The sequence below is a fragment of the Chryseobacterium sp. AG844 genome (assembly GCF_003182335.1).
Taxonomy (GTDB): Bacteria; Bacteroidota; Bacteroidia; order Flavobacteriales; family Weeksellaceae; genus Chryseobacterium; species Chryseobacterium cupriresistens.
On the sequence record NZ_QGTV01000002.1, the window covers coordinates 293,431 to 318,251 of the forward strand.

At 37.7% G+C, this 24,821-nt stretch carries 24 protein-coding genes; 10 read left to right on the plus strand and 14 right to left on the minus strand.

Going from position 1 to position 24,821, the window contains the following annotated elements; translation table 11 throughout:
- Positions 1 to 15: 15 nt before the first annotated feature.
- Positions 16 to 270 (minus strand): hypothetical protein, encoded by a 255-nt coding sequence (locus DEU40_RS03370; protein WP_110008534.1) that lies wholly within the window; start codon positions 268 to 270, stop codon positions 16 to 18.
- Positions 271 to 536: 266 nt separating this feature from the next.
- Between DEU40_RS03370 and DEU40_RS22310 the strand changes: the two genes are divergently transcribed.
- Positions 537 to 707, plus strand: coding sequence for a bacteriocin-like protein (locus DEU40_RS22310; RefSeq protein ID WP_171006288.1), 171 nt, complete (start codon positions 537 to 539; stop codon positions 705 to 707).
- Between the two features lie 30 nt (positions 708 to 737).
- On the opposite strand, the gene DEU40_RS03375 is transcribed toward DEU40_RS22310, so the two are convergent.
- The 4 genes from DEU40_RS03375 to DEU40_RS03390 all read right to left on the minus strand — a co-directional run bounded on the left by DEU40_RS03375 (position 738) and on the right by DEU40_RS03390 (position 3,831).
- Positions 738 to 1,511 (minus strand): hypothetical protein, encoded by a 774-nt coding sequence (locus tag DEU40_RS03375; RefSeq protein WP_110008535.1) that lies wholly within the window; start codon positions 1,509 to 1,511, stop codon positions 738 to 740.
- Positions 1,483 to 1,953: a YciI family protein gene (locus DEU40_RS03380; protein ID WP_110008536.1), complete on the minus strand. Its 471-nt coding sequence runs from the start codon at positions 1,951 to 1,953 to the stop codon at positions 1,483 to 1,485. Before DEU40_RS03380 ends, DEU40_RS03375 begins: the two co-directional genes overlap by 29 nt.
- A 126-nt stretch (positions 1,954 to 2,079) precedes the next feature.
- Entirely contained in the window at positions 2,080 to 3,258 is a 1,179-nt protein-coding gene (pncB, locus tag DEU40_RS03385) for a nicotinate phosphoribosyltransferase (RefSeq protein ID WP_110008537.1), read from the minus strand.
- A gap of 96 nt (positions 3,259 to 3,354) precedes the next feature.
- Positions 3,355 to 3,831, minus strand: coding sequence for a Dps family protein (locus tag DEU40_RS03390; RefSeq protein WP_062673577.1), 477 nt, complete (start codon positions 3,829 to 3,831; stop codon positions 3,355 to 3,357).
- Between the two features lie 434 nt (positions 3,832 to 4,265).
- Here DEU40_RS03390 and rpsL point away from each other — a divergent pair, with 434 nt between their 5' ends.
- The 8 genes from rpsL to DEU40_RS03430 all read left to right on the plus strand — a co-directional run bounded on the left by rpsL (position 4,266) and on the right by DEU40_RS03430 (position 13,551).
- The gene (rpsL, locus tag DEU40_RS03395; RefSeq protein WP_002983146.1) at positions 4,266 to 4,679 is read left to right on the plus strand and encodes a 30S ribosomal protein S12; all 414 of its coding nucleotides are present in this window, start codon (positions 4,266 to 4,268) and stop codon (positions 4,677 to 4,679) included.
- A gap of 23 nt (positions 4,680 to 4,702) precedes the next feature.
- Positions 4,703 to 5,179 (plus strand): 30S ribosomal protein S7, encoded by a 477-nt coding sequence (gene rpsG, locus DEU40_RS03400; RefSeq protein ID WP_062673583.1) that lies wholly within the window; start codon positions 4,703 to 4,705, stop codon positions 5,177 to 5,179.
- A gap of 6 nt (positions 5,180 to 5,185) precedes the next feature.
- Entirely contained in the window at positions 5,186 to 7,303 is a 2,118-nt protein-coding gene (fusA, locus tag DEU40_RS03405) for an elongation factor G (RefSeq protein WP_110008538.1), read from the plus strand.
- 16 nt (positions 7,304 to 7,319) lie between these two features.
- Positions 7,320 to 7,625 carry a 30S ribosomal protein S10 gene (gene rpsJ, locus DEU40_RS03410; RefSeq protein ID WP_002661363.1) on the plus strand — a complete coding sequence of 102 codons (306 nt, stop codon included), beginning with the start codon at positions 7,320 to 7,322 and terminating at the stop codon, positions 7,623 to 7,625.
- A gap of 329 nt (positions 7,626 to 7,954) precedes the next feature.
- Positions 7,955 to 10,210 carry a TonB-dependent siderophore receptor gene (locus tag DEU40_RS03415; protein WP_110008539.1) on the plus strand — a complete coding sequence of 752 codons (2,256 nt, stop codon included), beginning with the start codon at positions 7,955 to 7,957 and terminating at the stop codon, positions 10,208 to 10,210.
- A gap of 15 nt (positions 10,211 to 10,225) precedes the next feature.
- On the plus strand, positions 10,226 to 10,513 hold the full coding sequence (locus DEU40_RS03420) for a hypothetical protein (protein ID WP_110008540.1): 288 nt from the start codon (positions 10,226 to 10,228) through the stop codon (positions 10,511 to 10,513).
- A gap of 126 nt (positions 10,514 to 10,639) precedes the next feature.
- The gene (locus DEU40_RS03425) at positions 10,640 to 11,137 is read left to right on the plus strand and encodes a low affinity iron permease family protein (RefSeq protein ID WP_410493745.1); all 498 of its coding nucleotides are present in this window, start codon (positions 10,640 to 10,642) and stop codon (positions 11,135 to 11,137) included.
- A 146-nt stretch (positions 11,138 to 11,283) separates the two neighbouring features.
- Positions 11,284 to 13,551, plus strand: a complete 2,268-nt coding sequence (locus DEU40_RS03430; RefSeq protein WP_110008541.1) for a zinc-dependent metalloprotease — start codon at positions 11,284 to 11,286, stop codon at positions 13,549 to 13,551.
- A 60-nt stretch (positions 13,552 to 13,611) separates the two neighbouring features.
- Here the strand turns inward: DEU40_RS03430 and DEU40_RS03435 are convergent, their stop codons facing one another.
- The 7 genes from DEU40_RS03435 to DEU40_RS03465 form a co-directional block, all read right to left on the minus strand.
- Positions 13,612 to 16,332 carry a hypothetical protein gene (locus DEU40_RS03435; RefSeq protein WP_110008542.1) on the minus strand — a complete coding sequence of 907 codons (2,721 nt, stop codon included), beginning with the start codon at positions 16,330 to 16,332 and terminating at the stop codon, positions 13,612 to 13,614.
- 77 nt (positions 16,333 to 16,409) lie between these two features.
- Entirely contained in the window at positions 16,410 to 17,387 is a 978-nt protein-coding gene (locus DEU40_RS03440) for a hypothetical protein (protein WP_110008543.1), read from the minus strand.
- Positions 17,388 to 17,627: 240 nt separating this feature from the next.
- Entirely contained in the window at positions 17,628 to 18,050 is a 423-nt protein-coding gene (locus tag DEU40_RS03445) for a hypothetical protein (protein WP_110008544.1), read from the minus strand.
- A 162-nt stretch (positions 18,051 to 18,212) separates the two neighbouring features.
- A complete protein-coding gene (locus DEU40_RS03450; protein ID WP_110008620.1) occupies positions 18,213 to 19,022 on the minus strand; it encodes a hypothetical protein in 810 nt (269 codons plus the stop codon).
- Positions 19,023 to 19,030: 8 nt separating this feature from the next.
- Positions 19,031 to 19,762 carry an MIP/aquaporin family protein gene (locus tag DEU40_RS03455; protein WP_110008545.1) on the minus strand — a complete coding sequence of 244 codons (732 nt, stop codon included), beginning with the start codon at positions 19,760 to 19,762 and terminating at the stop codon, positions 19,031 to 19,033.
- A gap of 21 nt (positions 19,763 to 19,783) precedes the next feature.
- Positions 19,784 to 21,280 carry a glycerol kinase GlpK gene (glpK, locus tag DEU40_RS03460; RefSeq protein ID WP_110008546.1) on the minus strand — a complete coding sequence of 499 codons (1,497 nt, stop codon included), beginning with the start codon at positions 21,278 to 21,280 and terminating at the stop codon, positions 19,784 to 19,786.
- A gap of 10 nt (positions 21,281 to 21,290) precedes the next feature.
- Positions 21,291 to 22,889 carry a glycerol-3-phosphate dehydrogenase/oxidase gene (locus DEU40_RS03465; RefSeq protein WP_110008547.1) on the minus strand — a complete coding sequence of 533 codons (1,599 nt, stop codon included), beginning with the start codon at positions 22,887 to 22,889 and terminating at the stop codon, positions 21,291 to 21,293.
- 116 nt (positions 22,890 to 23,005) lie between these two features.
- On the opposite strand from DEU40_RS03465, the gene DEU40_RS03470 reads away from it, so the two are divergent.
- The gene (locus DEU40_RS03470) at positions 23,006 to 23,770 is read left to right on the plus strand and encodes a DeoR/GlpR family DNA-binding transcription regulator (protein ID WP_110008548.1); all 765 of its coding nucleotides are present in this window, start codon (positions 23,006 to 23,008) and stop codon (positions 23,768 to 23,770) included.
- Positions 23,771 to 23,853: 83 nt separating this feature from the next.
- Here DEU40_RS03470 and DEU40_RS03475 read toward each other — a convergent pair whose 3' ends face one another.
- Both DEU40_RS03475 and DEU40_RS03480 read right to left on the minus strand, forming a co-directional pair.
- A complete protein-coding gene (locus tag DEU40_RS03475; protein ID WP_110008549.1) occupies positions 23,854 to 24,297 on the minus strand; it encodes a GNAT family N-acetyltransferase in 444 nt (147 codons plus the stop codon).
- Positions 24,298 to 24,314: 17 nt separating this feature from the next.
- Positions 24,315 to 24,707: a rhodanese-like domain-containing protein gene (locus tag DEU40_RS03480; RefSeq protein WP_110008550.1), complete on the minus strand. Its 393-nt coding sequence runs from the start codon at positions 24,705 to 24,707 to the stop codon at positions 24,315 to 24,317.
- Positions 24,708 to 24,821 lie beyond the last annotated feature (114 nt).

Consider the following 24,821-nt stretch of genomic DNA (forward strand, 5'->3'; position numbering starts at 1 on the left):
TATGGTTCATTCTGATTATGGGGTGATGGTAACCGGATCAGTGATGATAATCGGATCTGGAAAAGGTTCAAGAATCAGTGGCTTGCACATGGCAGCCGGTTGGCAGGTTCCTCCCATGCATATAAAGTTAGTCATTGTGGTAGTACCGTCAGGACATCTGATAATGCCTTCACCAGGGCATCCTCCGGGACATTCTGCCGGGTACAGTGTTCCGCCGAATACATCTTTCAGCTCTCTTCTCGAAAGTTTTGTAATGTTTAATTTTTTCATGAGTTTATTTTTAATTATGGTATTAATTTGATGGTTAACTTATTGGTAGTTAGTTGAATAATGCTAATTGTCAATAAGCTAAAATAGTTAAATTAATTCATAGAAACAAAGTGTATTAATTAAAATTTTTAATTTATTTAAGTATAATTGTTTGAGATTTAATGAATTAAAAAATAAATTGTATATTTATTTCCAGATGAAGAGAAATAATAAAGAGGAATCCGAAAATCTTCAAGAGTAGGAAATCAAATTAAACTAAATTAATCATGAAAAATTTAAAAAGCTTAAACAGAAAAGAGTTAAAGACTGTTTTAGGAGGTACAGCATTAGCCTGTGAAGCACCTGTAGATGGGGGATGTCCGGCAGGGTACACATTCTGCAGCAACCCTTATTGCTGCTATCCGCCAAGAAAACCATTTATCTGTTTTGATTTATAAAAAATAAGGAGGCTGCTTTAAAAGTAGCCTTTATTTTTTACTCTTCGTATAAGATATAAATCTGATTTTATTTTTATTAATTTCAAGAATCCCCGGATTGGGTTGCTGAAAGTAAATTTTCTGATAAGTTTCTGACTTTTTTATAATTAAAGGATTGTCAGAAAAAAACTTTTTGTCAATTTCCCGTATGGAATAGAATTTATTTCCCCGGAGTTCCGAAATTGTAACTTTACCGGAGTCGTTATGGGATAAAATTGAATATAGTTTTTGTTGATACACAAAACTTGACATAAGTAGGGTTTCAAAACAACCGACTATTTTTTTTGTTCCCTTTAATGATTGAGATTCATATGCTCTTGTGCTAACGCCACGACCATGAACGGGAATTTCTGTAACTTGTTCCATCTTTTCAGGATCAGCAATTTGCAGAATTTCAGAATTTCCAGAAAGATGTGACATAGAATTCGAGAGATAATATGTATTATTAATTTTATTTACGGAAACTGGACAACTTGCTGTTGCATTGTAGATTTTCCCTGATTTTTTATTTTTAAAATAAACAGTACCACCCCATTCACCTGAACAGGTTTTCCAAACTTCGTATATTGTATCGCTGTACAATAATCCTGCGGGAGGTAATTTTATTGTTTTTAGTTCATCAACAATATTTTTGTCAACTTTTTCAATGTTAAATTCAAAAATAGGAGGTTGTTTTTTGCAGTTTATCATTAATGATAATGAAAAAAATGCAAATAGTATTTGCGCTGTGTTTTGTTTAAGGATTTTCTTTCGAGATTTCATCATGATGTTTAAGATACAATGGCAGCGCTGCAGAGCCGTACCAAGGGAAAATTTCATAGCTGAATACACCGGCCTGAACTGCAGGATCTGTTTTTACCCATTGTTCAGCTTCTTCTTTAGATTTGGTATTGAAAATAAACATGCCACGGTAGTTTTCCTTATTCTTTTCAAGGAAAGGTCCGGCAACAACAATTTTGCCTTCATTGGCCAGTTTACCGATATTGGCCATGTGCCCTTTCATGAGTTCGCTAATTTTAGCTTTGTCTTCAATTTTCGTGGTACCTGTTGTCAGCATAACAATCGTATAAGGTTTCATCCCATATTTGTCAGCACCTAAAGAAGTAGCCAGTTCCTGGTTGTATTTAGGCTTTTCTGCTTTCTTTTCCTGAGCAAAGGAAAATGTTGATAGGAGAAGACCTGCGAGTAGTAAAGTTCTTGATTTCATCTTGTTTTATTTTGATAAATATAATAAATCCTTATAGATTTCTGAAAACTGAATTTCAAATGTCACTATGAAACTAAAAAACCTCGATGATTTCGAGGCTTATATCTAATTGTTCTGATGAGGTTACTAATCTTTTATTCTTAAAAATTCTTTCGCCAGTTCGATCATCTTTGGATCTCCGGTATATTTACCATGCTCATCGGAAAGTTTTACTGTAGGAATCCATTCTTTATTGGGAGCTTGTACACCAATAAGTTTCATTACAATATTCATGGGCTTCAATCCCACATCATTGGTAAGGTTGGTGCCGATTCCGAATGAGATGCCAATTTTTCCTCTGCAATAATTGGTAATTTCCTCTACTTTTTCAAGATTTAATGCATCTGAAAAAATAATATATTTAAACATCGGATTGATCCCATTTCTTTGATAGTGAGCAATGGTTTTATCTGCAAATTCCAGAGCATCTCCACTATCATGACGAACGCCATCAAAAAGCTTAGCAAATTTTTTGTCAAACTGCTGGAAAAATACATCTGTGGTATAAGTATCAGACAAAGCTACTCCAAGATCACCTCTGTAAACATCTACCCAATGTTCCAGTGCCAACTCATTGGCCATTTTGAATCCATATTCGGCAGCATGGAACATAAACCATTCATGAGCATGCGTTCCGATAGGTTTTACACCGTATTTCATCGCAAAATGTACGTTTGAACTTCCGATAAAAGTAGACTCTTTTTTCTGGGTTAAAGCTTCCATCACCAGATTTTGTACCTTATAAGAGTGTCTTCTTCTCGTTCCAAATTCTGCAAATGTTACTCCAAGTCTGCCCAATGAATCTGCTTTTTCTATCGTTTTGCTCATTACCACCTCGTTGGAATCTCTTTCCATGTGGTTCATTTCGTAATGCAGTTCACTGATCAATGCCAGCAGTGGAACTTCCCAAAGAATCGTTCTGTACCAAAGCCCTTCAACAATGACAGAAAGATCACCTCCTTCCTGATGGATTTTTACTTCAGAAGGATCATAGTGATAACCTTCCAAAAAATCAAGATAGGGCAGATCTATATAAGGACATGTTCTTGCCATGAACTTTTTTTCATCTTTCGTAAGTTTAAGCTCGGCCATTTTATTGACAGCTTCTCTTAAAGCAGCGTCAAACCCTTCCGGAAAGTGGTGTTTTCCCCTGTTGATAAATTCGTATTTTACGATAGAACTCGGGAATAGCTTTACCACAGCATTCTGCATGGTTATTTTATAGAAATCATTATCAAGGATAGAGTTTAATCTGACGTCGCTCATAATATGTGTAATTTTAACGCAAATATAAAAATAAAAAATAAAATCGCCTAAATGTAAGGCGATTTTTTTGAAATATTTCCATGCTTATGGATGGAGTTATTTTCCAAGATAGGAATTGTACATCCAAACTTCTTTCTCCTGCTCGGTGATATAGTCGCTCATCTGCGAATTCGTACCTTCGTCTCCTGCTTTATCTGTGATATCTAAAAGTTCTCTCTGCAGGTCAATTACTACTTTGAATGAACTTAGAATCTGTTCCACACTTTTGGTACCGTCCGTTACTTCTTTACTTTCTTTAATGGTTGCTACCTTTAAGTAATCTGAATAATTATGTGCAGGAGTAGCTCCTAACGTAAGGATTCTTTCTGCAATCTCATCAATCTTTAAGACCAGGCTATTGTACAATTCCTCAAACTTCGGGTGAAGGGTGAAGAACTGATCACCTTTAATATTCCAGTGAGAACCTCTTGTGTTCTGGTAGAATACTGAATAGTTAGCTAATAGTACATTTAATTTTTCTGAGATGTTTTTACAGTCGGCTTCTTTAAGACCGATAATACTTGCGTTTTTCATATGTATATATTTATTTTTAAATTGTGATACAATCACCACTTCGATTCAGTAGAATATGAAGCTTTTTAATGATGATTGCTGTGTTTATCATTGTATATCCCAAATTTACGAAATATCGTGCCGAACTCGTTGGATTATTCATAGATCATAACTATAAGAAAGTTTTTAAATATAGTTTGGATATATCGGGTATGTGATTATGATTTACAGATCTGATTTAGAATTATAAATTCATAATTATTTAATACCCATTTTTTAAGCTTGGAAAAAAGTTTCTTTTCTATCTCTTTTCCTTATGTATATTATACTTCTTTGAATGTTATATCGAAACGTCTTCTATTTTTGATGTAAGTATTTGATTTTAATTTTTATATAAGTGTTTGCAGATTAAAAAAATATTACTATTTTTGCACCCTAAAATAAAAAGCAATTAAATGCCTACTATTCAACAATTAGTAAGAAAAGGAAGAGCCACGCTTGCCAAGAAGAGCAAATCGGCTGCCCTTGATTCTTGTCCACAAAGACGTGGTGTATGTACGAGAGTATATACAACTACACCGAAGAAACCTAACTCTGCACTTAGAAAAGTAGCAAGGGTAAGACTTTCTAACGGTAAAGAAGTTAATGCCTATATCCCGGGCGAAGGACACAATCTTCAAGAGCACTCGATAGTATTGGTTAGAGGCGGAAGGGTGAAAGACCTACCGGGAGTACGTTACCACATCGTAAGAGGTGCATTAGACACAGCTGGTGTAAATGGAAGAACTCAGAGAAGATCTAAGTACGGAGCTAAGAGACCTAAACCAGGACAAGCAGCTGCTGCTCCTGCAAAAGGAAAGAAAAAATAATCATTAAATAAGGTACAAAAGCAATGAGAAAGACAAAAGCGAAAAAAAGACCGTTGTTACCAGATCCGAAATTTAATGATCAATTGGTAACGAGATTCGTAAACAACTTAATGCTTGACGGTAAGAAGTCAATCGCATTTAAAATTTTCTATGATGCATTAGATATTGTAGAAACTAAAAAAGGAGATAACGAAAAAACTGCACTTGAAATCTGGAAAGATGCACTTACAAATGTAATGCCTCACGTAGAAGTACGTTCTAGAAGAGTAGGTGGAGCTAACTTCCAGATCCCTATGCCAATCAGAGCTGACAGAAAGATTTCTATGGCAATGAAATGGTTAATCAAGTATTCTAAAGCTAGAAATGATAAGTCTATGGCTTTGAAATTAGCTAACGAAGTTGTAGCTGCTTCAAGAGAAGAAGGTGCTGCTTTCAAAAAGAAATCTGATACTCACAAAATGGCGGAAGCTAACAAGGCTTTCTCACACTTCAAATTCTAATCTGAAATGGGAAGAGATCTTAAATTTACAAGAAATATTGGTATCGCTGCTCACATTGATGCAGGTAAGACTACCACTACAGAAAGGATTCTATTCTATACAGGGGTAAACCACAAAATTGGAGAGGTTCACGATGGTGCTTCTACAATGGACTGGATGGAGCAGGAAGCAGAAAGAGGTATTACTATTACTTCTGCAGCTACCACTTGTTCTTGGAACTTTCCAACAGATCAAGGAAAAGCTTTACCAGAAACTAAACCTTACCACTTCAACATCATTGATACACCGGGACACGTTGACTTCACAGTAGAGGTAAACAGATCTTTAAGAGTATTGGATGGATTGGTATTCTTATTCTCTGCAGTAGATGGAGTAGAGCCTCAGTCTGAAACAAACTGGAGACTTGCTGACAACTACAAAGTTGCAAGAATGGGATTCGTAAACAAAATGGACAGACAAGGTGCTGACTTCCTTAACGTGGTAAACCAGGTTAAAGAAATGTTAGGATCTAACGCAGTTCCAATCGTTTTACCAATCGGTGCTGAAGAAGATTTCAAAGGAGTTGTTGACTTAATTAAAAACAGAGCGATCATCTGGGATGAAGCAGGACAAGGAGCTACTTTCGAAGTAGTGCCAATTCCTGAAGATATGAAAGATGAAGTTCTTGAATATAGAGAGAAACTTGTAGAAGCTGTTTCTGAGTATGACGAAACTTTGATGGAGAAATTCTTCGAAGATCCGGATTCAATTACAGAAGAAGAAATCAATGCTGCATTGAGAGCTGCTACTATCGATTTATCTATTATCCCAATGACTTGTGGTTCTTCATTCAAGAATAAAGGAGTACAGTTTATGTTGGATGCAGTATGTAAATACCTACCTTCTCCATTGGATAAAGATGATATCAAAGGTACTGATCCAAGAACAGACGCTGAAATTACAAGAAAGCCATCTGTAGATGAGCCTTTCGCAGCTTTAGCATTTAAGATTGCTACTGACCCGTTCGTGGGAAGATTAGCATTCTTCAGAGCTTACTCTGGAAGACTTGATGCAGGTTCTTATATCTTGAACTCCCGTTCAGGAGATAAAGAAAGAATCTCAAGAATCTATCAGATGCACGCTAACAAGCAAAACCCGGTAGAATATATTGAAGCGGGTGATATTGGTGCTGCGGTAGGATTCAAGTCTATCAAAACTGGTGATACGATGTGTGATGAGAAAAACCCAATCGTTCTTGAATCGATGGTTTTCCCTGATCCGGTAATCGGTATCGCTGTTGAGCCTAAAACTAAAGCTGACCAGGATAAAATGGGTAACGCTCTAGCTAAATTGGCTGAAGAAGATCCAACGTTTACTGTTAGAACTGACGAAGCTTCTGGACAAACGATCATCTCTGGTATGGGTGAGCTTCACTTAGATATCATTGTAGACCGTATGAAGAGAGAGTTCAAGGTTGAAGTAAACCAGGGACAACCTCAGGTAGAGTACAAAGAAAACTTAACAAAAGTTGCCAGCCACAGAGAAGTTTACAAAAAGCAATCTGGAGGTAAAGGTAAATTTGCTGACATTGTATTTGAACTAGGACCTGCAGACGAAGGTAAAGTTGGTTTAGAATTCATCAATGAGATCAAAGGTGGTAACGTTCCTAGAGAATTCGTTCCTGCAATTGAAAAAGGATTTAAAGCTGCAATGAAGAACGGTCCATTGGCTGGTTTCGAAGTTGAAGGTATTAAAGTGGTTCTTAAAGATGGATCTTTCCACGCGGTGGATTCTGATGCTCTTTCATTTGAAATGGCTGCTAAATTAGGATTTAAAGAAGCGGGACGTGCTGCTAAGCCAGTAATTATGGAGCCTATTATGAAACTGGAAGTTGTAACTCCGGAAGAATATATGGGTAACATCATTGGTGACCTTAACAAGAGAAGAGGTACTATCAGTGGGCAGGAAGAGAAAAACGGAGCTGTTGTAATCAAAGGTTCTGTTCCACTTTCTGAAATGTTTGGATATGTAACAACTCTAAGAACACTTTCATCAGGAAGAGCTACTTCTTCTATGGAATTAGAGAAGTACCAGGCTACTCCACAAAACGTTGCTGAAGAAATCATAGCTAAAGCAAAAGGTTAATTTTTAAATTAAAGAAATGTCACAAAGAATCAGAATAAAACTAAAATCTTACGATTACAACTTGGTAGACAAGTCTGCTGAGAAAATCGTAAAAACGGTAAAGGCTACTGGTGCTGTTGTAAACGGTCCTATTCCATTACCAACGAATAAGAGAATCTTCACAGTGTTGAGATCTCCGCACGTAAACAAGAAAGCAAGAGAGCAGTTCCAACTTTCAGCTCACAAGAGACTAATGGATATCTACTCTTCTTCTTCTAAGACTGTTGATGCTCTAATGAAATTAGAACTTCCTTCAGGTGTAGACGTTGAAATTAAAGTGTGATAAATGCATACTTTGCAATGATTATACAATCCGTTCCTTTTCAGGGACGGATTTTTTTATGTACATGCTATTTTATATAACCGCATCAATAGCAAAAAGCAGATTTGTAATACATCAAATCTGCTTTTTTTTGAATTATACTTTTTGTAATCATAAAAAAACTTTAAAAGATTTGTCTTAATAATGGATCAGATCTGTTTGATGATTGTAATGAGTCTCCAGATGGGATTAATGATCTGATATTATCAGGGCTTTTCGTGGTGACATATGTCACACTATTTTATTTATTTAGAATTAATAAAAATAATAATTTTGCAAAAAATTATCAGATGAATAAAGTAATATCCTTTTCTCTGCTTGTATTGGGTGGGGTTCTGGCCAATGCGCAGAAAGTAAATGATTCAGTTAAACACAAAAAAATTGAAGAAGTAGAACTATTTGGTGAGAAAAAGAAACAGCCGCAAGGGCTGGACGCAATTACCAGATTGCCATTGAAGACCAGAGATCAGATTCAGAGTATTTCTGTAATTTCCCATAAGGCCATTGAAGAATTAGGAGCACTTACAGTTACTGATGTTGCCAAAAACGTTCCGGGGGTAACCTTATTTTCAAGCTATGGCGGAGGAAATGAGAGTATGTCCATCAGAGGATATCGTGGAGTTCCTGTACTGAAAAACGGAGTTCAGCTGGATTCAGATTTCCGTACTGCAGGAATGATTACGGATATGCAGGGAGTAGAAAGCATTCAGGTCATCAAAGGATCCGCTGCTATTGGTCAGGGGATCGGAAATGGTTTGGGATCTGCAGGAGGTGTAATTAATGTGGTAACAAAAAGGCCTCAGTTTATTGACCAGACTAATGTAGGATTCCGTTATGGAAGCTGGGATTTTTACAGACCTACAGTAGATTTCCAGAGAGTATTGGATTCCCAGGGAAAGGTAGCTGTAAGATTCAACGGAGCATATCAGAATAATAATTCATTCAGAAGCCACGTGCAGGGAGAAAGAATTTATGTGAATCCATCTGTTGCTTTCCGCCCGGATGATAAAACAATAATCAATGTGGAAATGGATTATCTTCATGATAGAAGGACACCGGACAGAGGAACAATCAATCTTGCTCCGGGAACTGTTGAAGCATTATATCATATGCCGAAAGGGAAGTTTTTAGGATATACATCTGATTATTCAAAAACAGAGACATTCAACTTTGCGACTACCATCGTACGTAACCTTACAGATAAATTTAAAGTGAGAGCTGCTTTTGTTAATTCTGTTAGCAATACGGATTCTGAAGCTTCTTCCGTATCACTACCGGCCGGCGAAACCAACTATAATATCAGACAGCGTACTATAGGAAAGTCACAGGGAGAAGATATCAACAAAGTATTACAGTTAGACTTCATAGGAGAGCAAATAAAGACAGGATTTATCAACCATACTTTCCAGGTTGGTTTTGACTGGAGAGAAACAGAAACTTCATCCACAACTTACGAAGCCTATAAAAATTCAATTGCACCCGGAAATTTAATTACGGCACGTGCTACAAAAATTGATAATATAACTTATGCAGCCAATCCGCTTGATATTTTTGACGTAGTGAACGGAAGTATTCCCAATCAGCTTCCGGTAAATGTCATCTATAAAAACCTGGGAAGATCAAATGCTGTGTTGACACCAAGTATCGGAGCAATGGCTCAGGATGTAATGGCTATCGGGAAATATGTAAAAGCTCATTTGGGGCTTCGTTACAGCAGACTAAACGGATCCACCAATGAATCTGTAGATACATGGAATCCTAATTTCGGATTGATTATTTCTCCACTTCCCAATGTTAATGTATTTGGATCATATACTACAACAACCTCTTTACGATCTTCTAATAACCTCCTTTTAGAGGGTGGAAGAGTAGGCCCGTCAATGACTAAACAATGGGAAGCAGGAATTAAATCAGACTGGTTTAATGAGCGTTTAAGATTTAACGTTACTGTATTCGATATTAAAACAGATCACCTTTCGTTCACTATTCTTGACGAAAATTATAACCCTGTTGTGATCGACAAACAAACGATGTATGGTCTTGCAGGAAATCTTAGAAGAAAAGGAGTTGAAGTAGAATTGATAGGAAGAATTCTTCCCAACCTTCAGGTGATGTCGGGGTGGGCATATCTGGATGCTCAATATCAGGACAGCCCTGCTTATATTAACGGATCCGCACCAATGAATGCTCCTAAACATACTGCAAACGGATGGCTGAATTATAAATTCAATAAAGGTACTTTAGCAGGACTTGATGTAGGGGCAGGAATTTATTACGTAGGAAAAAGACCGGTTGACGAATGGACCCAGAAAACATTTACAGCGGGACACCTGAACAGTGTGAAACCCGGAGACAAACCTTTCGATATGCCGGAATATACTACAGTAGATGCCCAGGCAGGGTATACCCTGAAAAATGGAATGGGAATAAGAGTATTCTTTAATAATATTTTTGATAGTGTAGGCTACAGTTCCTATTTCAGAGGTGGATATATCGATCAGATCCAGCCAAGAAACTTTGCTGTACAGGTAAACTATAAATTCTAACACAAAAAAATTATTATGAAAATTGCCAGAATAGTATTTTTAGTATTTATTGCCATTGCCGGTTTAACTTCATGTTCCGAAGAACATCTGTCTGAAGAGGAACTGAAAACAGCAAGAGAAAATATAGAAAGACATTACACAAATCCCAGAAGTATATATTCATGGGGTAATATTTCTCCCTGGAAAGATCATTGGTACAATACCTCTTATCCAAAAACTTTTTCACCTGGACAGGTCGGAAAGAGTATGATAGCAGAAGAAAAACAAAATCTTGAAAAGCATTTCTCAGGAAAAATAAAATAATTTAGTTTCAATCATTCATATCAATTTTAATTCAAAGAACATTAAGACAGAACTTTTGTCTTAATGTTTTTTAGTATTTATTATTCCGGATTCCTGTTAATTTTATACATTTAATCAATCTATAAAATGACGGTTATGGGAAAAAAAAGCCATAGTTTTTTTGAAAAATTTTCAAACTGGGCTGTAAAATTTACAGGAAGTCCATATGCTTTTATAGGAGCTTTTATTATTGTAGTAATATGGGCAGTAACCGGACCTTTTTTTGATTATTCCGAAACCTGGCAGCTGGTGATCAATACCGGAACTACCATCATTACCTTTCTGATGGTATTTTTGATTCAGAAAGCGCAGAATAAAGACTCCAAAGCGATACAGATTAAGCTGAATGAACTTATAGCTGCTCATGAAAAAGCAAGCAATCGTATTGTGGATATTGAAGACCTTACAGAAGAAGAACTTGATCAGCTTCACGTTTATTATGAAAGACTAGGACATCTGGCCAAAAAAGAGACGGATATTCATACTTCTCATTCTATTGATGCTGCGGAAAGAAACCATGACTATAAATATGAATTCTTCAAAAGAAAACATGAAGAATGGATACAGAAACAAAAAAAGGATTAATTAAAAATTTTCAGAATATGTGAAATATTGTGATATATTCTTAATTTTTCTATTCATATTATGGTGTTTTTAATGTTTGTTTTTAATTTTCCGCCATGCTTTTAGTGTTTTTTTTGATAAATATCTACTTTTATTAAAAAAAACATATGAAAACAAAATTATTTTGTTTGCCGGTATTCCTGTTGGCAATATCTGCAAATGCCCAATGGAACAGAGGGCTGCCTCAACAAAAAATAATAAAAAAGAGTGATCATTCTGTTTACTACCAGCTTGATATTAGCCAGATAAGGACACAGCTGCTAAGAGCTTCTAAAATAGGCGAAGGTTCTCCCATCACCATTAATATTCCTACTCTTGATGGGAAAATAGAGAAATTTACAGTCAACAGCTTTCCGGTAATGGATGAGACTCTGGCTAACAAATACCAGTTGGGTTCCTATGTTGGGATCGGAGTGGATGATCCAACCAAATATATCAGGTTCAGTGTTGCTCCCAATGATTTTCAGTCTATGATCATTGGTGCCGACGGCCAATATGAATTTATAGAACCGGCAACATCTGATAAGTCCTACTATTCCGTACATGGAAAGACTAATAAAAGCGGACATGCATTTGCCTGCTCTACCAAAGAAGATAAAGAATCTGTTGCCAATCTTCAAAAAATGAAAAATGCAGGTAGTGCAGCAAAATCTGGTAATAAAACTTTTCATACCTTAAGATTAGCGATGTCTGTGACAGGTGAATACACTGCTTATTTTGGTGGTATTGCCGGTGCACTTACCCAGATTAATGCTACTTTATCAAGAGTAAACGGTGTATTTGAAAAAGAATTTAATGTACATGTTAATGCAATCAATGCTCCGGATCTGATCTTTACCAATGCATCTACTGATCCTTACAGTACCTCTGACCTTATGTGTAAATGGAATTATGAATTGATGAATGCATTGCATGGAGGAGCGTATGGTGTTACAGATGCTGATTTTGATATAGGACACTTGTTCGGCGCTACAGGTGGTGGTGGAAATGCAGGCTGTATTGGCTGTATTGGAAGTAATGATATCAGCGCGACTTCTTATACCGTTGCACAAAGTGATTGCCAGGATGCTACAGGGAATTATTATGCTTATACATACCCGGAGAACTACAAAGGAAGCGGTTTTACATCTCCTGCAGACGGTATACCACAGGGAGATAACTTCGACATAGATTATGTAGCGCATGAAATGGGACATCAGTTGGGGGATAATCATACCTTCAGTTATGATGAAGAAACAGGCTCTAATACCTATGTGGAACCAGGATCGGGATCTACCATTATGGGCTATGCCGGAATTACAGGGACCAATACAGATGTTCAGCAACATTCTGATGCCTATTTCCATAGCGTAAGCATTGACCAGGTGCAGACCAATCTTGCTGCAGTAACTGCTGATGTGGAAACACCTATCACCAATAATCCACCAGTTGTAGCTGCCATGAATACAACTTATACCATACCGAAATCTACCGCATTTGTGCTGACTGCATCAGCAACAGATCCGGACGGTGATGCCCTAACCTACTGCTGGGAACAGGTAAATTCCAGTTTACTAGTTGATGGTATTGGTAAATCATCGAGTGCAAGTACTGGAGCTTCAGCTATAGGTAGTACATCAACTGGAGCCAATTTCAGATCCTGGGCACCTGCTGCAAATCCTACCAGATATTTTCCTAAGCTGTCAACGGTCTTGGGAGGAGCAGTAAAAAAAGCAGCAGATTTTGAAGCAGCTAGTACCGTTGCAAGAATTACAAACTTCCGCGTGACGGTAAGAGATAACAAACCAGGAGGGCAGGCCCAGACAGCTTATGCCACACAAACTATTGTAGTAGGTTCTGCAGCGGCATTTACTGTAAACACAACATCATTGACACCTAATGTGAACTCTGCAATTGCATGGACTGTTTCCGGAACAACAGCTGCTCCATATAATGTAGCTAACGTAAAAATTGATTATACAACAGATGGCGGAGCAACCTGGAATGACCTGGCTGCATCAGTTCCCAATAACGGATCAGCGAATGTTTTTATCCCGGCATCTTTAGCTGGAAAAACGATTCACCTGAGAGTCTCTGCTATTGGAAATGTTTTCTATGCTGTGAAGCAGGCTACCGTATCCGGTTTATTGGCAGTTTCTGAAGCCGGGAATGTGAAATCTGTTAAGATCTATCCAAACCCTGCAGAAGATGTATTGAACGTCACAAATGTTTCTTCAAGCGCTTCTTATGAAATTTTCAGTGCTCCGGGGCAGATCATTGCCAGGGGAACTATTGGAGACGGCAAAATTAATCTAAAAACTCTTGTGAAAGGAATCTATTTTATTACCATCAATAATAAAGAAGAAAAGAGTACAACTAAGTTTGTTAAAAAATAATCAGGTCATCCATCAAAATAAAAAACCTCTGATCATTCAGAGGTTTTTTTATGGTTTGTCTTATCTCATAAAATAGTTGAAATAACTACAGCTTCCCATCAGATTTCGGGTAGTTTCAGTGTCAGAATACTGAGCCTTCAGCTGAGCAAAATAAGTTCTGTACTTCTGGTTTTTAAGATTGTCCATTTCTTTTTGTCTGGCATCTTCTTTTTCAGACCATTTCGGATCAGAATAATCAAAATCCTTGGGTGCCTTGGCTTCATATTGATAATATTTGCCTTGTTCAGCACTTGCCATCTGGAATAGGATTCTAGCTTTTTCTTCTTTATTATTGGAAAGCTTAAGCGCCTTTTGATAATAATTGATGGAAAGGTCAAAATTATCAGGTTCAATATAAGAAGTATCAAGGAAGTTTTTATAATAATACTTATAAGGATTCTTTCTGTCTGTATTCCAGAAATCATATTTACCACCATTGCTGTTGTCGATATCCATAACAAACAATTCGCGGTAATATCCTAAAATAGAAGTATTATACAATAAGTTTCCGATCAGCTGATTGGCTTTTGCCGCTTTTTCACCTGTACCGTTTCCGATCTTTTTCAACTGAATCAAAGCGTCTGCCAGCTCAAGTTTATTCATACTTGTTTTGATGAATGGGAAATCAGCGTAATTTTCCGCTTTCATACTTTCGGTATCAGGGCTTCCGAAACTTTCCCATACATTATGTCCGAATACAAGATTTGAAATATTTTTGAATCCGTCGTATTCTGCAGGAGCGTATTGTTTTGGAGTGATGGTTTGGCCATTCTTTTCTGTCCATTCATAATTTTGTCTTGGAATACCCGCAAAGCTTTTTGCTTTTTCATAATAGGCCTTAGCTTTTTCAAAATCAGCAAGTCTCATGGCTCTGTCTCCATAAATGGTATTGAAGAAGGCATCAATATTACCTACGCTGTCCATGTTTTTGGCGATGATCTGCTGCTCAAACTGGGTTTTATCAGGCTTTCTGTAAAATTCTTCCACACTTTTTACCAGGCTGGAGTTCGGATTATACTGCAGATCCGAAAGCTTATTATTCATCAGGAATGATTTTCCGTCCTCACCCTGAAGGAAGTAACGGTTCGCAATAACATCCTTAAGGAAATCTGCCGTTGAAGGTACTTCACCATAATAATCGAAATTATCTGTAGTGGCTGTATCTTTCTCTACCTTTTTTTCTACAAAGTATTCTGCATACTCTTTCATCAGATGGTCTTCATAGTCTGCATCAATTTTCGGCTGGGAAACAATATCGTTCAGAACTTTCATTCTTTTGATCTCTTCCAGATATTCCGGATTGGTGGTTTTGATGTCATTCAGAATTTCAGAACTTTCTTTATAGTCTTTCTTTAAAAACTTAAGATAAGCGTCTGCAATCTGCCAGTACTCATCCTTAGACTTTTCCTTTGTTTTATCGGTGAATTTTTCCAGACTGTCAAGGAAATCCTGTGTTTTTTCATCGTAATAATAAGCCGTTCTGTTATAAAAGGGGATTCTGTCCGGATTACTGAACAGCTCATCGTCACTTTGATCAGCTTTAACGTTATTACCTGTTTTATCAGATTTAGAACCACCGAAAAGATTTTTAAAAAACCTTACAATTTTCTGCCAGAAAGAAAGCTTTTCTTCTTTCACCTCAGTTTTGGTTGAATCTGCAGATGTCTCTTTTGAGGTGTTATCCGTTGAATTTTCTTTCGTAGTTGCTTTTTGAGCGTCTGAAGTGTAGTAATAGGTAGGCAGATAGCTTCTTTCAAGCTCGTTGATACTTCTGGCAGCCATTACCTTCAGAATCTCGGAATCTGGATCAATTTCATACATCTTTTCCATCATCGGAATAGGATTGTTGAAATCTTCATAACCCAGAAGGAAGTAAGCCATATTCTTTTCTTCATTCGTATTGGCTCTTTTCATGATATTGCTGAAAGAGGCAGTGTCTGAAAGTTTCATCGAAACAAAAGCAGATTCCTTACGGTCTTTACTGTTCATGAATACCTGAAAAAAGTTCCAGTTGGCATCACTGTTCATTTCCAGTCCTCTTTGAGCTCCTGCCAATTGGTCCAGAGACATGAAGTAGACCGTTCCTTTCAGTTTGATGGGTGCAACATATGTTTTGAAAGCCTGTACTGCAGAATCGTAATTTCTTGTATAATGATTCAGACGTACCAGCTGATATCCGTAACGCTGTTTGATTTCCGGATTTCTTGCTGCATTGTACAGAGAGGTTAAGGCTGCAATTGTTTTATGGTAATCAAGAGCAGTAGCATTTTTTCTGTTGGCATCCCTGTCGTAATAGAATGAGTTTTCACTTTCTATATAATTGATGCTCATATAAGGCTCAAGATACTTGGCTTCAATCAAATAATCAATACCTTCCTTATATTTCTGGTAAAATCCGGTGCCTAGCTTTTGTAAAAGAGGGTTGGTTGGATTTCCGTTCTTTAAAGCATTCAGGTCGTTCATACTGATCTTATACACCAGATTCTGGGTTTCGGAATAACTGAGCTGATTGTTAAAAAACTTTTTCCACGTTTCAACATTATCATCAGGAATCAATGCAGAATTATATCCTCCATAAAATCTGCTTGAATAATTGTGCAGGAAGGGAAGATAAGCCTTGTCTTTGATGATGGTTTGCGTAAAAAGGTTGAAGTAATCATAATCAGGATCCGACCACGCACAGGCGTCAGATTGGGTATAGAAAAGTGATACAACCGCAAGTGAAAGAATATACTTTTTCATAGGGTGTGCAGTGTTTTTTTAGTTTTAATATTGTATGATGGTAGTGTTCTGGCAAGTGTGCCTCTATCTCCAGGAGATTAAAATTTCCGGTCTGACACAAATTTACTATCTAATTGATAATAAATGATATTAAAATGCGGGATTTTTTTCTGTAAAAATACAATGACATCGTTAAGCTGTTCTTCAGATATTTCCTCTGCCTTTATTTTGAAACCTTTATTCAAATAACTTCCAAAGTAGAAGCCGTCTTTCATGACTTCAACTTCGTGATCTGAAATCTTTTTGAAACTGGAGTTTTCCAGATCTCTTTTCGATAAGGCATTAATAAGTCTGTGTTTTCCTAAATGATTGGTGACAATTCCCCATGAATATATAGGAAGTGCCACTTCAACATTTTTGATAGGGTAATCTTCCATTTTTGAAAGATAGCTTCTCAGAATATTTACATCCAGGATAGAATTCTTGTCAGAGTTTTCAAGAGGCGATAAAGTAGAGTAGCACATGAGATATACTTTTCCTACGGGAGGAATTCCTGTCTGCTTTTTATCTTTCACCTGATGAAGGCGAAGGGTACAGGTAATTTCTTTTCCGGAAATTCTTTTGAGTTCTTTCAGAAATTTAAAATAATCATTCCGTGTTCCCGCAGTCCAGTCACAGTCAATTTGAATTTCATTGCTGGTTTTCAGTTGATATTCTATTGCTTTCTTCTGAATTAAAAGATGAATGCTTTCTGCCAGAAATCTGATCTCTTCTGCAGAAATGCCCAGCAAGGTCTGATTGGTAATGAAAACCGTAGGAACAATCTGTTTGTCTGTCTGAAAACTTGGGTCTTTGGTAATTACTGCAACAGGTTGAAATTTCCCATTCACCTTATCTACGTCAAAAAATCTGGTGTACAAATAAGGAATCGTAGCTTTCTCCAGTGCTTTCTTTTCTGCATTATCAAGCTTCAGTTTGGTTTTCCAGTAATAAAACGTGTAAGGATGATTCTCTTTCCTGCTGCATGATGCAATAAGGAAAAGAAGAAATAGAAATAAAATCTTTAAATGTTTCATTGGTGTAAATCACCCTTCAAAATTAAAGATATTTTGGCAGAATATAAACCGTAAAATCCCGGTGATTAAAGGTAATAAGCAAAAAATATTGTATTGATGTAGTATGATTTGTTCAAATGCAGTAGGTTGTATAACGATTCCTCTCCTCCGAAGGGGTGGCAAATTTATAATTTGACGGGGTGGTTTTCCACAACAAGAAAACCACCCCTGATGGAGTGGCTTTCTCTCTATATAATTGTACTACTTAAAAAATTCGCTCTCGCAGGTACAGGTTTCTTTTTTGATGCTGTCAGAAGATGAGCAGCAGCCTTCAAGGTTTTTAACATTTCCCTTTTCATCGGTAAGGTAGATTTTATCTTTATCAAATTTCAGGAAAAACGTTTCCTCATATTTTTTAAAGACCACTTTCATGACCTTATTAGGAGCATATTTCCCTGCATTGATTTCTTCCGTGGTTTCTTCTCCGCTAGCCTGATTGATCTGGACATATCCAAAATATACATCACCATTATTTTTTACATCCAGATAATAATGAGGAGTACCGGTGCCGCTATATCCTTTCAGAATGTCAAAAGCCCTGTATCCGATAAAAGGAAGCTCTGTCTGCTGTGCCCACGTAAAAATACTGATACACAGAATCATTACACTGAAAAATTTTTTCATAGATATTTTTTTCAAAAGTAAAGATTTTTAAGCAAAAACATTCACCGTAAAAATACGGTTGTTTAAATGATGCGTTGTACAAAATCTCTTTCACTGAAAGTTTTTTATAACAATAAAGCCACTCCCAAAAGAAGTGGCTTTCTATAATGAGTTATAATCAGATTAAAAAACAGTTGCAGCAAGCTGAATCCTTGCAAACTTATTGGATGGATTCCACATCGCCATCATGGATACCGGAAGGCTGTAATGATCAGTAATCTTAACCACTTTTCCGGCTTTCAAACCTACATTTACGATGTCAAAGCTGTTTTTGCCATTGCCATATAAGAACGTTTTATCATTGAGCGCAAACCCGGCTCCTACAAATGCATCCAGATTGACTTTCTGTCCCTTAATAACAGGATAACTTGCCTGTACATAAGTAGAATATCTGTTCTTTTTGTAACTTCCATCAGCTTCCAGAATTACTTCTCCTGCATTGGCACCCCCATACAGCATGATATCAGCCTCAATATTGATCGGGAATGACGGTCCGAAAGTATAGTTGGTTCTTAAATCAATAATATGAGCAGTTCTTCTCTGTGAATAACTGAAAATATCATCTGCAGCTACTGCAGTATTGATGTTTCTGGAGTTATAAAGATCCCATAATCCAATATAAAAACGACCGTCAGAATATTGAACATAATAATTGATCTCTTTATAATGGGTGTTGTCTTTATCATCCGCTAATGCAGAAGCTCCCCAGATTCCTACCTTCCATTTCTTTTCCGCATCCAGAGCATAGGAAAGATTTCCCATTACGACAGGTTTATCAGTAATAATAAGCCCTCTCCATAAATGATTGCTCTGAATGTTGGCCGTAAAATCAAGTCTTCCTTCTTTGGATTCCGTAGCTTCAGCACTTTCCTGTGAAAATAGCTTTCCTGTCCCTAAAACAAGAAGGAAAATCCCTTTTAAGATTTTTTTCATCATGTGTTTTATTTTAAAAATCCATATAATACTGCTGCGATAATCGCTCCGGTAACCGGACCTACTACAGGAATCCACGCATAGCTCCAGTCACTGCTTCCTTTTACAGGTAAGATGGCATGCATGATTCTTGGTGCAAGATCTCTTGCCGGGTTAATGGCATAGCCTGTAGTTCCTCCCAGAGATAAGCCTATTGCCCAGACTATAAACGTAACAGGAATTGCTCCGATAGAACCCAGACCTACTTTAGCGGTTGGGTCTGCCTGTAAAGAAATACTAGGATTTGCAAAATAGAATACACTGAATACCAGTACAAATGTTCCGATAATCTCACTGATAAGATTTGACGATGTTTTTCTGATAGCAGGACCTGTACTGAAGCATGCCAGCTTGGCTGCTTCATCGTCTGTAATCGCAAAGTGATCTTTATGAAACAGCCATACCAGAAATGCACCCAGCATTCCTCCAATCATTTGCGCTGCAATATAAGAGGGAACCAGGTCCCATGAAAACTTTCCTGCAGTCGCAAGACCAATGGTTACAGCCGGATTCAGATGGGCCCCACTTATTGGCCCTGCAACGGTTACTCCCACAAATACGGCCAGTGCCCATGCGGTAGTAATAACAATCCATCCGGAATTATTTCCTTTCGTATCTTTTAAGACAACATTGGCTACAACACCGTTGCCTAACAATATAAGAAGCATCGTTCCGATCACTTCTGCAATAAATGGGGTCATATAAGTTTTTTTATGAGTGAGTTAATCTTCTATCCAGCTTTGGGCACTTTTTACAGCTTTCTTCCAGAAGTGGGTCATTTTATCCACTTGTTCTCTGGCCAGCTGAGGGTGGAAATCCTTGTCCACAATCCATTGTTCCTGGATTTCGTCTATACTTTTCCAGTATCCTACTGCAAGTCCGGCAAGGTAAGCTGCTCCTAATGCTGTTGTTTCAAGGGTTTTAGGTCTTGTGGTTTTGAACCCGAATAGGTCGGATTGTATCTGCATCAGAAGATCACTTGCAGAAGCACCGCCGTCTACTCTCAGCTCAAGACTTGCTCTCCCTGAATCTGCTTCCATGGCTTTCACAATATCATAAACCTGAAATGCAATTCCTTCCAATGTTGCTCTTGCGATGTGTGCATCAGTCGTTCCACGGGTAATTCCTACAATCGTTCCGCGGGCATACTGATCCCAGTAAGGTGCGCCAAGACCTGTCAGTGCAGGTACGAAGTAAACACCACCATTATCTGGTACGGAAGCTGCCAGTTTATTGATTTCATCAGAAGAATGAATAAGCTTAAGACCATCTCTTAGCCATTGAATAGCAGCGCCTCCTACGAATACACTTCCTTCCAAAGCGTAGTTGACTTCTCCATTGATTTTCCAGGCTACAGTGGTAAGAAGATTGTTTTTAGAAGAAACTGCTTCCGTTCCTGTGTTCATTAATAAGAAACATCCTGTTCCATAGGTGTTTTTTACCATTCCCGGAGTGGTGCACATCTGTCCGAATAAAGCTGCCTGCTGATCGCCGGCAATACCCGCGATTGGAATTTTGGTAGAGAAAAGGGTAGTTGCTGTTTCTCCATATATTTCACTGCTTTGCTTTACTTCAGGGAGAATGTTTTTAGGAATATTGAACAGCTCTAATAAATCATTATCCCATTCTAAAGTATGAATATTCAGAAGCATTGTTCTGCTGGCATTGGAAACATCCGTGATGAACATTTTTCCGCGGGTAAGTTTCCACACAAGCCATGTGTCAACAGTTCCAAAACATAATTTTCCTTCTTCGGCTTTCTGTCTTGCTCCTTCTACATTGTCAAGGATCCATTTTAATTTGGTTGCTGAAAAGTAAGCATCCAGAACCAGTCCTGTTTTTTCTTTAATGGTTTCAGCATGTCCCTGTTCCTTTAGTTCGTCACAGTATTTTGAAGTTCTCCTGTCCTGCCATACAATGGCATTATAGATGGGTTCACCGGTTTCCTTATCCCAAACAATTGTAGTTTCACGTTGATTGGTTATTCCGATGGCTGCAACTTCAAGTCCTGAGATTCCTGCCTTTGCAATAACTTCAGCTGCTACAGAGATCTGTGAAGACCAGATTTCGTTTGGATCGTGTTCTACCCAACCCGGAGTAGGAAATATTTGTCTGAAATCTTTTTGAGATACATATTCTATTTCTCCACTATGATTGAAGAGAATCGCTCTGGAGGAAGTTGTTCCCTGGTCTAGAGCGAGAATTAGTTTTTCATTCATGTATATAATGCTAATTTAGGTTGATTACTTTAGGTGAATAAGGGGTCAGTAAATATCCTCTTGCCAGTTCAATGAATTCATTTTCCTGCTGCTGAGCCCATTCTTCAGAATATCCTTTTTCTTCAGCAATGATTCTTGCTACATTATGTGCGCTGTCTATAGCAGCTCTGGCATCCAGGAATAATAAACGTACTCTTCTTGCCAGAATATCTTCAATCGTTTCTGCCATTTCAGCTCTTACGGCCCATACCACTTCTGCTACAGTAAAAGGGTGATCCGGGTGGATCTTCTGTGCGTAAAGCGGATTGCTTTGTTGCAAGGCTTTGATAGCCGGAATATCAGATCCGTACACATACAGATGATTGGTTCTGTCTACCTGTTCCGGTTTTACATTTCCATGGATGGAAAGATGTTCTGTTTTAGATGGGCTGTTTCCCAATCTGTGAACTTTCATGGCTTCGTTTACGGTATCTTCTGCCATTTTACGGTAGGTAGTCCATTTACCTCCGATAATAGAAACTAATCCGGTCTCTGAAGTAATGACTTTATGGCTTCTTGATACTTCTTTTGTACTTTTGCTTCCGTCTTTAGGAGCAGCAAGCGGACGAAGACCTGCGAAAACAGATTTTACATCTTCACGTGTCGGTTTTTTAGCTAAATATTGTCTCGCTGTATTCAATACAAAACTGATTTCCTCTTCCAGTGCACGAGGCTCAAAGCTTTCATCCTTCAGAAGGGTGTCTGTAGTTCCTACCAAAGCTCTGTCATGCCATGGAACAACAAATAACACTCTGCCGTCCGATGTTTTTGGAATCATGATGGCATCATCACTTTTCAGGAATGATTTATCCAGTACCAGGTGAATCCCCTGGCTTGGTACCACAAGTTTACCATGTTTAGGGTTGTTCATGTTCAGAATGTCATTGGTAAACACACCTGTCGCATTGATCACTACTTTACCATGGATCTGATATTGTTGTTTAGAAAACTGGTCTTCTGCAACTACACCGATTATTTTATCCGAATCATCTTTCAAAAGGTTGATTACTTTAACATAGTTGACAGCACTTCCGCCTTTTTCAATAATAGTCTGGGTAAGGTTGATCGCAAGTCTGGCATCGTCAAACTGTCCGTCCTGGTAAACAACTCCACTCATTAAGTGATTTTGTTCAATAGTGGGAAGCTTTTCGATGGTTTTTGATTTGCTGATGTATTTCGTTTTACCTAAGCTCAATTTTCCGGCAAGAAAATCATAAACAGATAGTCCTATCTTATAATAGATTCCTCCCCACCAGGTATAGTTAGGAATAATAAAAGACTGATTTTTTACAATATGTGCTGCGTTCTTTGCTAAGAGTCCTCTTTCTTTTAATGCTTCTTTTACCAATCCGACATCTCCCTGAGCGAGATATCTAACGCCGCCGTGTACCAATTTGGTACTTCTGCTGGATGTTGCTTTTGCGAAGTCATGAGATTCAAGCAATAAAGTTTTGAATCCCCTGCTTACCGCATCTAATGCTGAACCTAAACCACTGGCTCCTCCTCCTATGACAATAAAGTCCCATTCTTTTACATTGGTTAACTTACTGAGTTCTTCGTTTCGTTTCATAAATGTTTCGTTTATGTTTCGTTTTCAAATATATAAATTAAAAATGAAAGCAAAAAGAAAATAAATGAAATTTTAAAATATCGGAAAAAATCGGTAATTTTGATGAAACGAATAAAATGGAAAAGCTATTACCAAGGCAGGATGAAATACTTAAAGAGCTGGATGAGAAAGGGCATGTACTTGTCCAGGATCTGTGTGAAAAGCTCAATGTTTCTTCAGTTACGATCCGAAAGGATCTGAACTATCTCGAAAGCCTGGGACTTCTTTTCAGGAATCATGGAGGAGCAAGTAAGCAGGTAAGATATGCTTACGAGAAAAACGTCGGGGAGAAAGAAAACATCAATGTGGAAGCGAAGCAGATTATTGCCAAAGCGGCATTATCACTGATTCAGGAAAATGACTGTATTATATTGGCGTCCGGAACAACCATGCATTATCTTGCCAGAATGCTTGTGAATTTCAATTCGCTTACTGTTTTAACGTCCTCATTGAGGGTGGCTATTGAGCTTTGTAACAATCCTAATATTAATGTGATCCAACTGGGAGGGGAGGTGAGGAAAAGTTCAACTTCAATTGTAGGATCCATTTCGGAAGGAATTCTCAAACAGTTTTCCTGTAATAAACTTTTTCTGGGGGTAGACGGTATTGATCTTGAATTTGGAATCAGTACCTCCAATGCGGCGGAGGCACATCTTAATCAGGTAATGATTGAGTGTGCGGATAAGACAGTCGTTTTGGCAGATTCGTCCAAACTGAATAAGAAGGGGTTTGGTAAAATTGCCTCATTGGACGAAGTGGATTATCTGATCACAGATAATGGTATCGGTGAAGAAGACCGGTCTGCGTTGGAAGAGAGAGGGGTTACGGTTATTGTAAAATAGGCTGTATTCAGCTTAATTAAATAGTTAAAAATAGAGACCGTCTGACTTCAGGCGGTCTCTGTTTTAATCAGAAATCATTTGACTTATACTTTCCAGAAAAATCTCTTTTTGTTTTTTCTTTCCGCTCCAAGCAGAGTGTAGAACTTAATGGCTCTTGTATTGAAAATTGGGGTTTGCCATTGAATTATTGAGCAGCCTTCTTCTTTTGAGTGGATTTTTATTAATTCCATTATTTGTTTTCCTGTTCCGTTTCCCCTTGCATTCTCTTTTAGGAATAAGCAGTCAACATACATATAGTAACCTGCGTCCCAGGTGGAGAACTGTTTGAAAAATGTTGCATATCCTGTTATTTCAGTATCAGATTCTGCAACCAGACATTTTATATGGGAATCCGGATCAAGGAGGTGTTTAGCGAGCTGTTCCTTTTTGTTTTCTTCGTTAAAAAAGTTTCTTTCATAGTGCGCATGGGCTTTACATAATTCAATAATGGAACTTATGTCTTTTTCTTCGGCGAATCTTATTTTCATATCTTTATGTTGATGAATTAGCAGGCGCATACAAAAGCGGAACCATTGGTAGGATCTGTTCCTTCTGTGGCATAGCCGTCAAATTTCCACCATTCCATTCCTCCTATTAATTCCATCACCTTAAATCCTAATTGGGTCATTTTTAAAGCTCCTTTTGTGGAAGCATTACAGCCTATCCCGTCGCAGTAGCAGACATATATTTTTGACTTATCAAGGTGCCGGGTGCTTTCTTCTGTCATTTCCCGATGGGGCAGATTAATTGCAGATGGGATGTGTTCTTTGCTGTAGCCATGTGGTCTTCTGGTATCTACTGCAATGTAATCTGTGCTGTTTTGAAATCCATCATATAAATCTGAAGGATCCATTTCATACATTAATTTTTTCTGGTAGAATTCAATTTGTTCTTGCATAATGTTAAATTGTTTGTAGTGCAAAGCTATGATCGGGTTTATTCTTTTCCTAAGATTGAAATTGAATGTTCTGCAGTGTTAAATGAAATATTTTCAGATAGTGTTTTTTGTTAT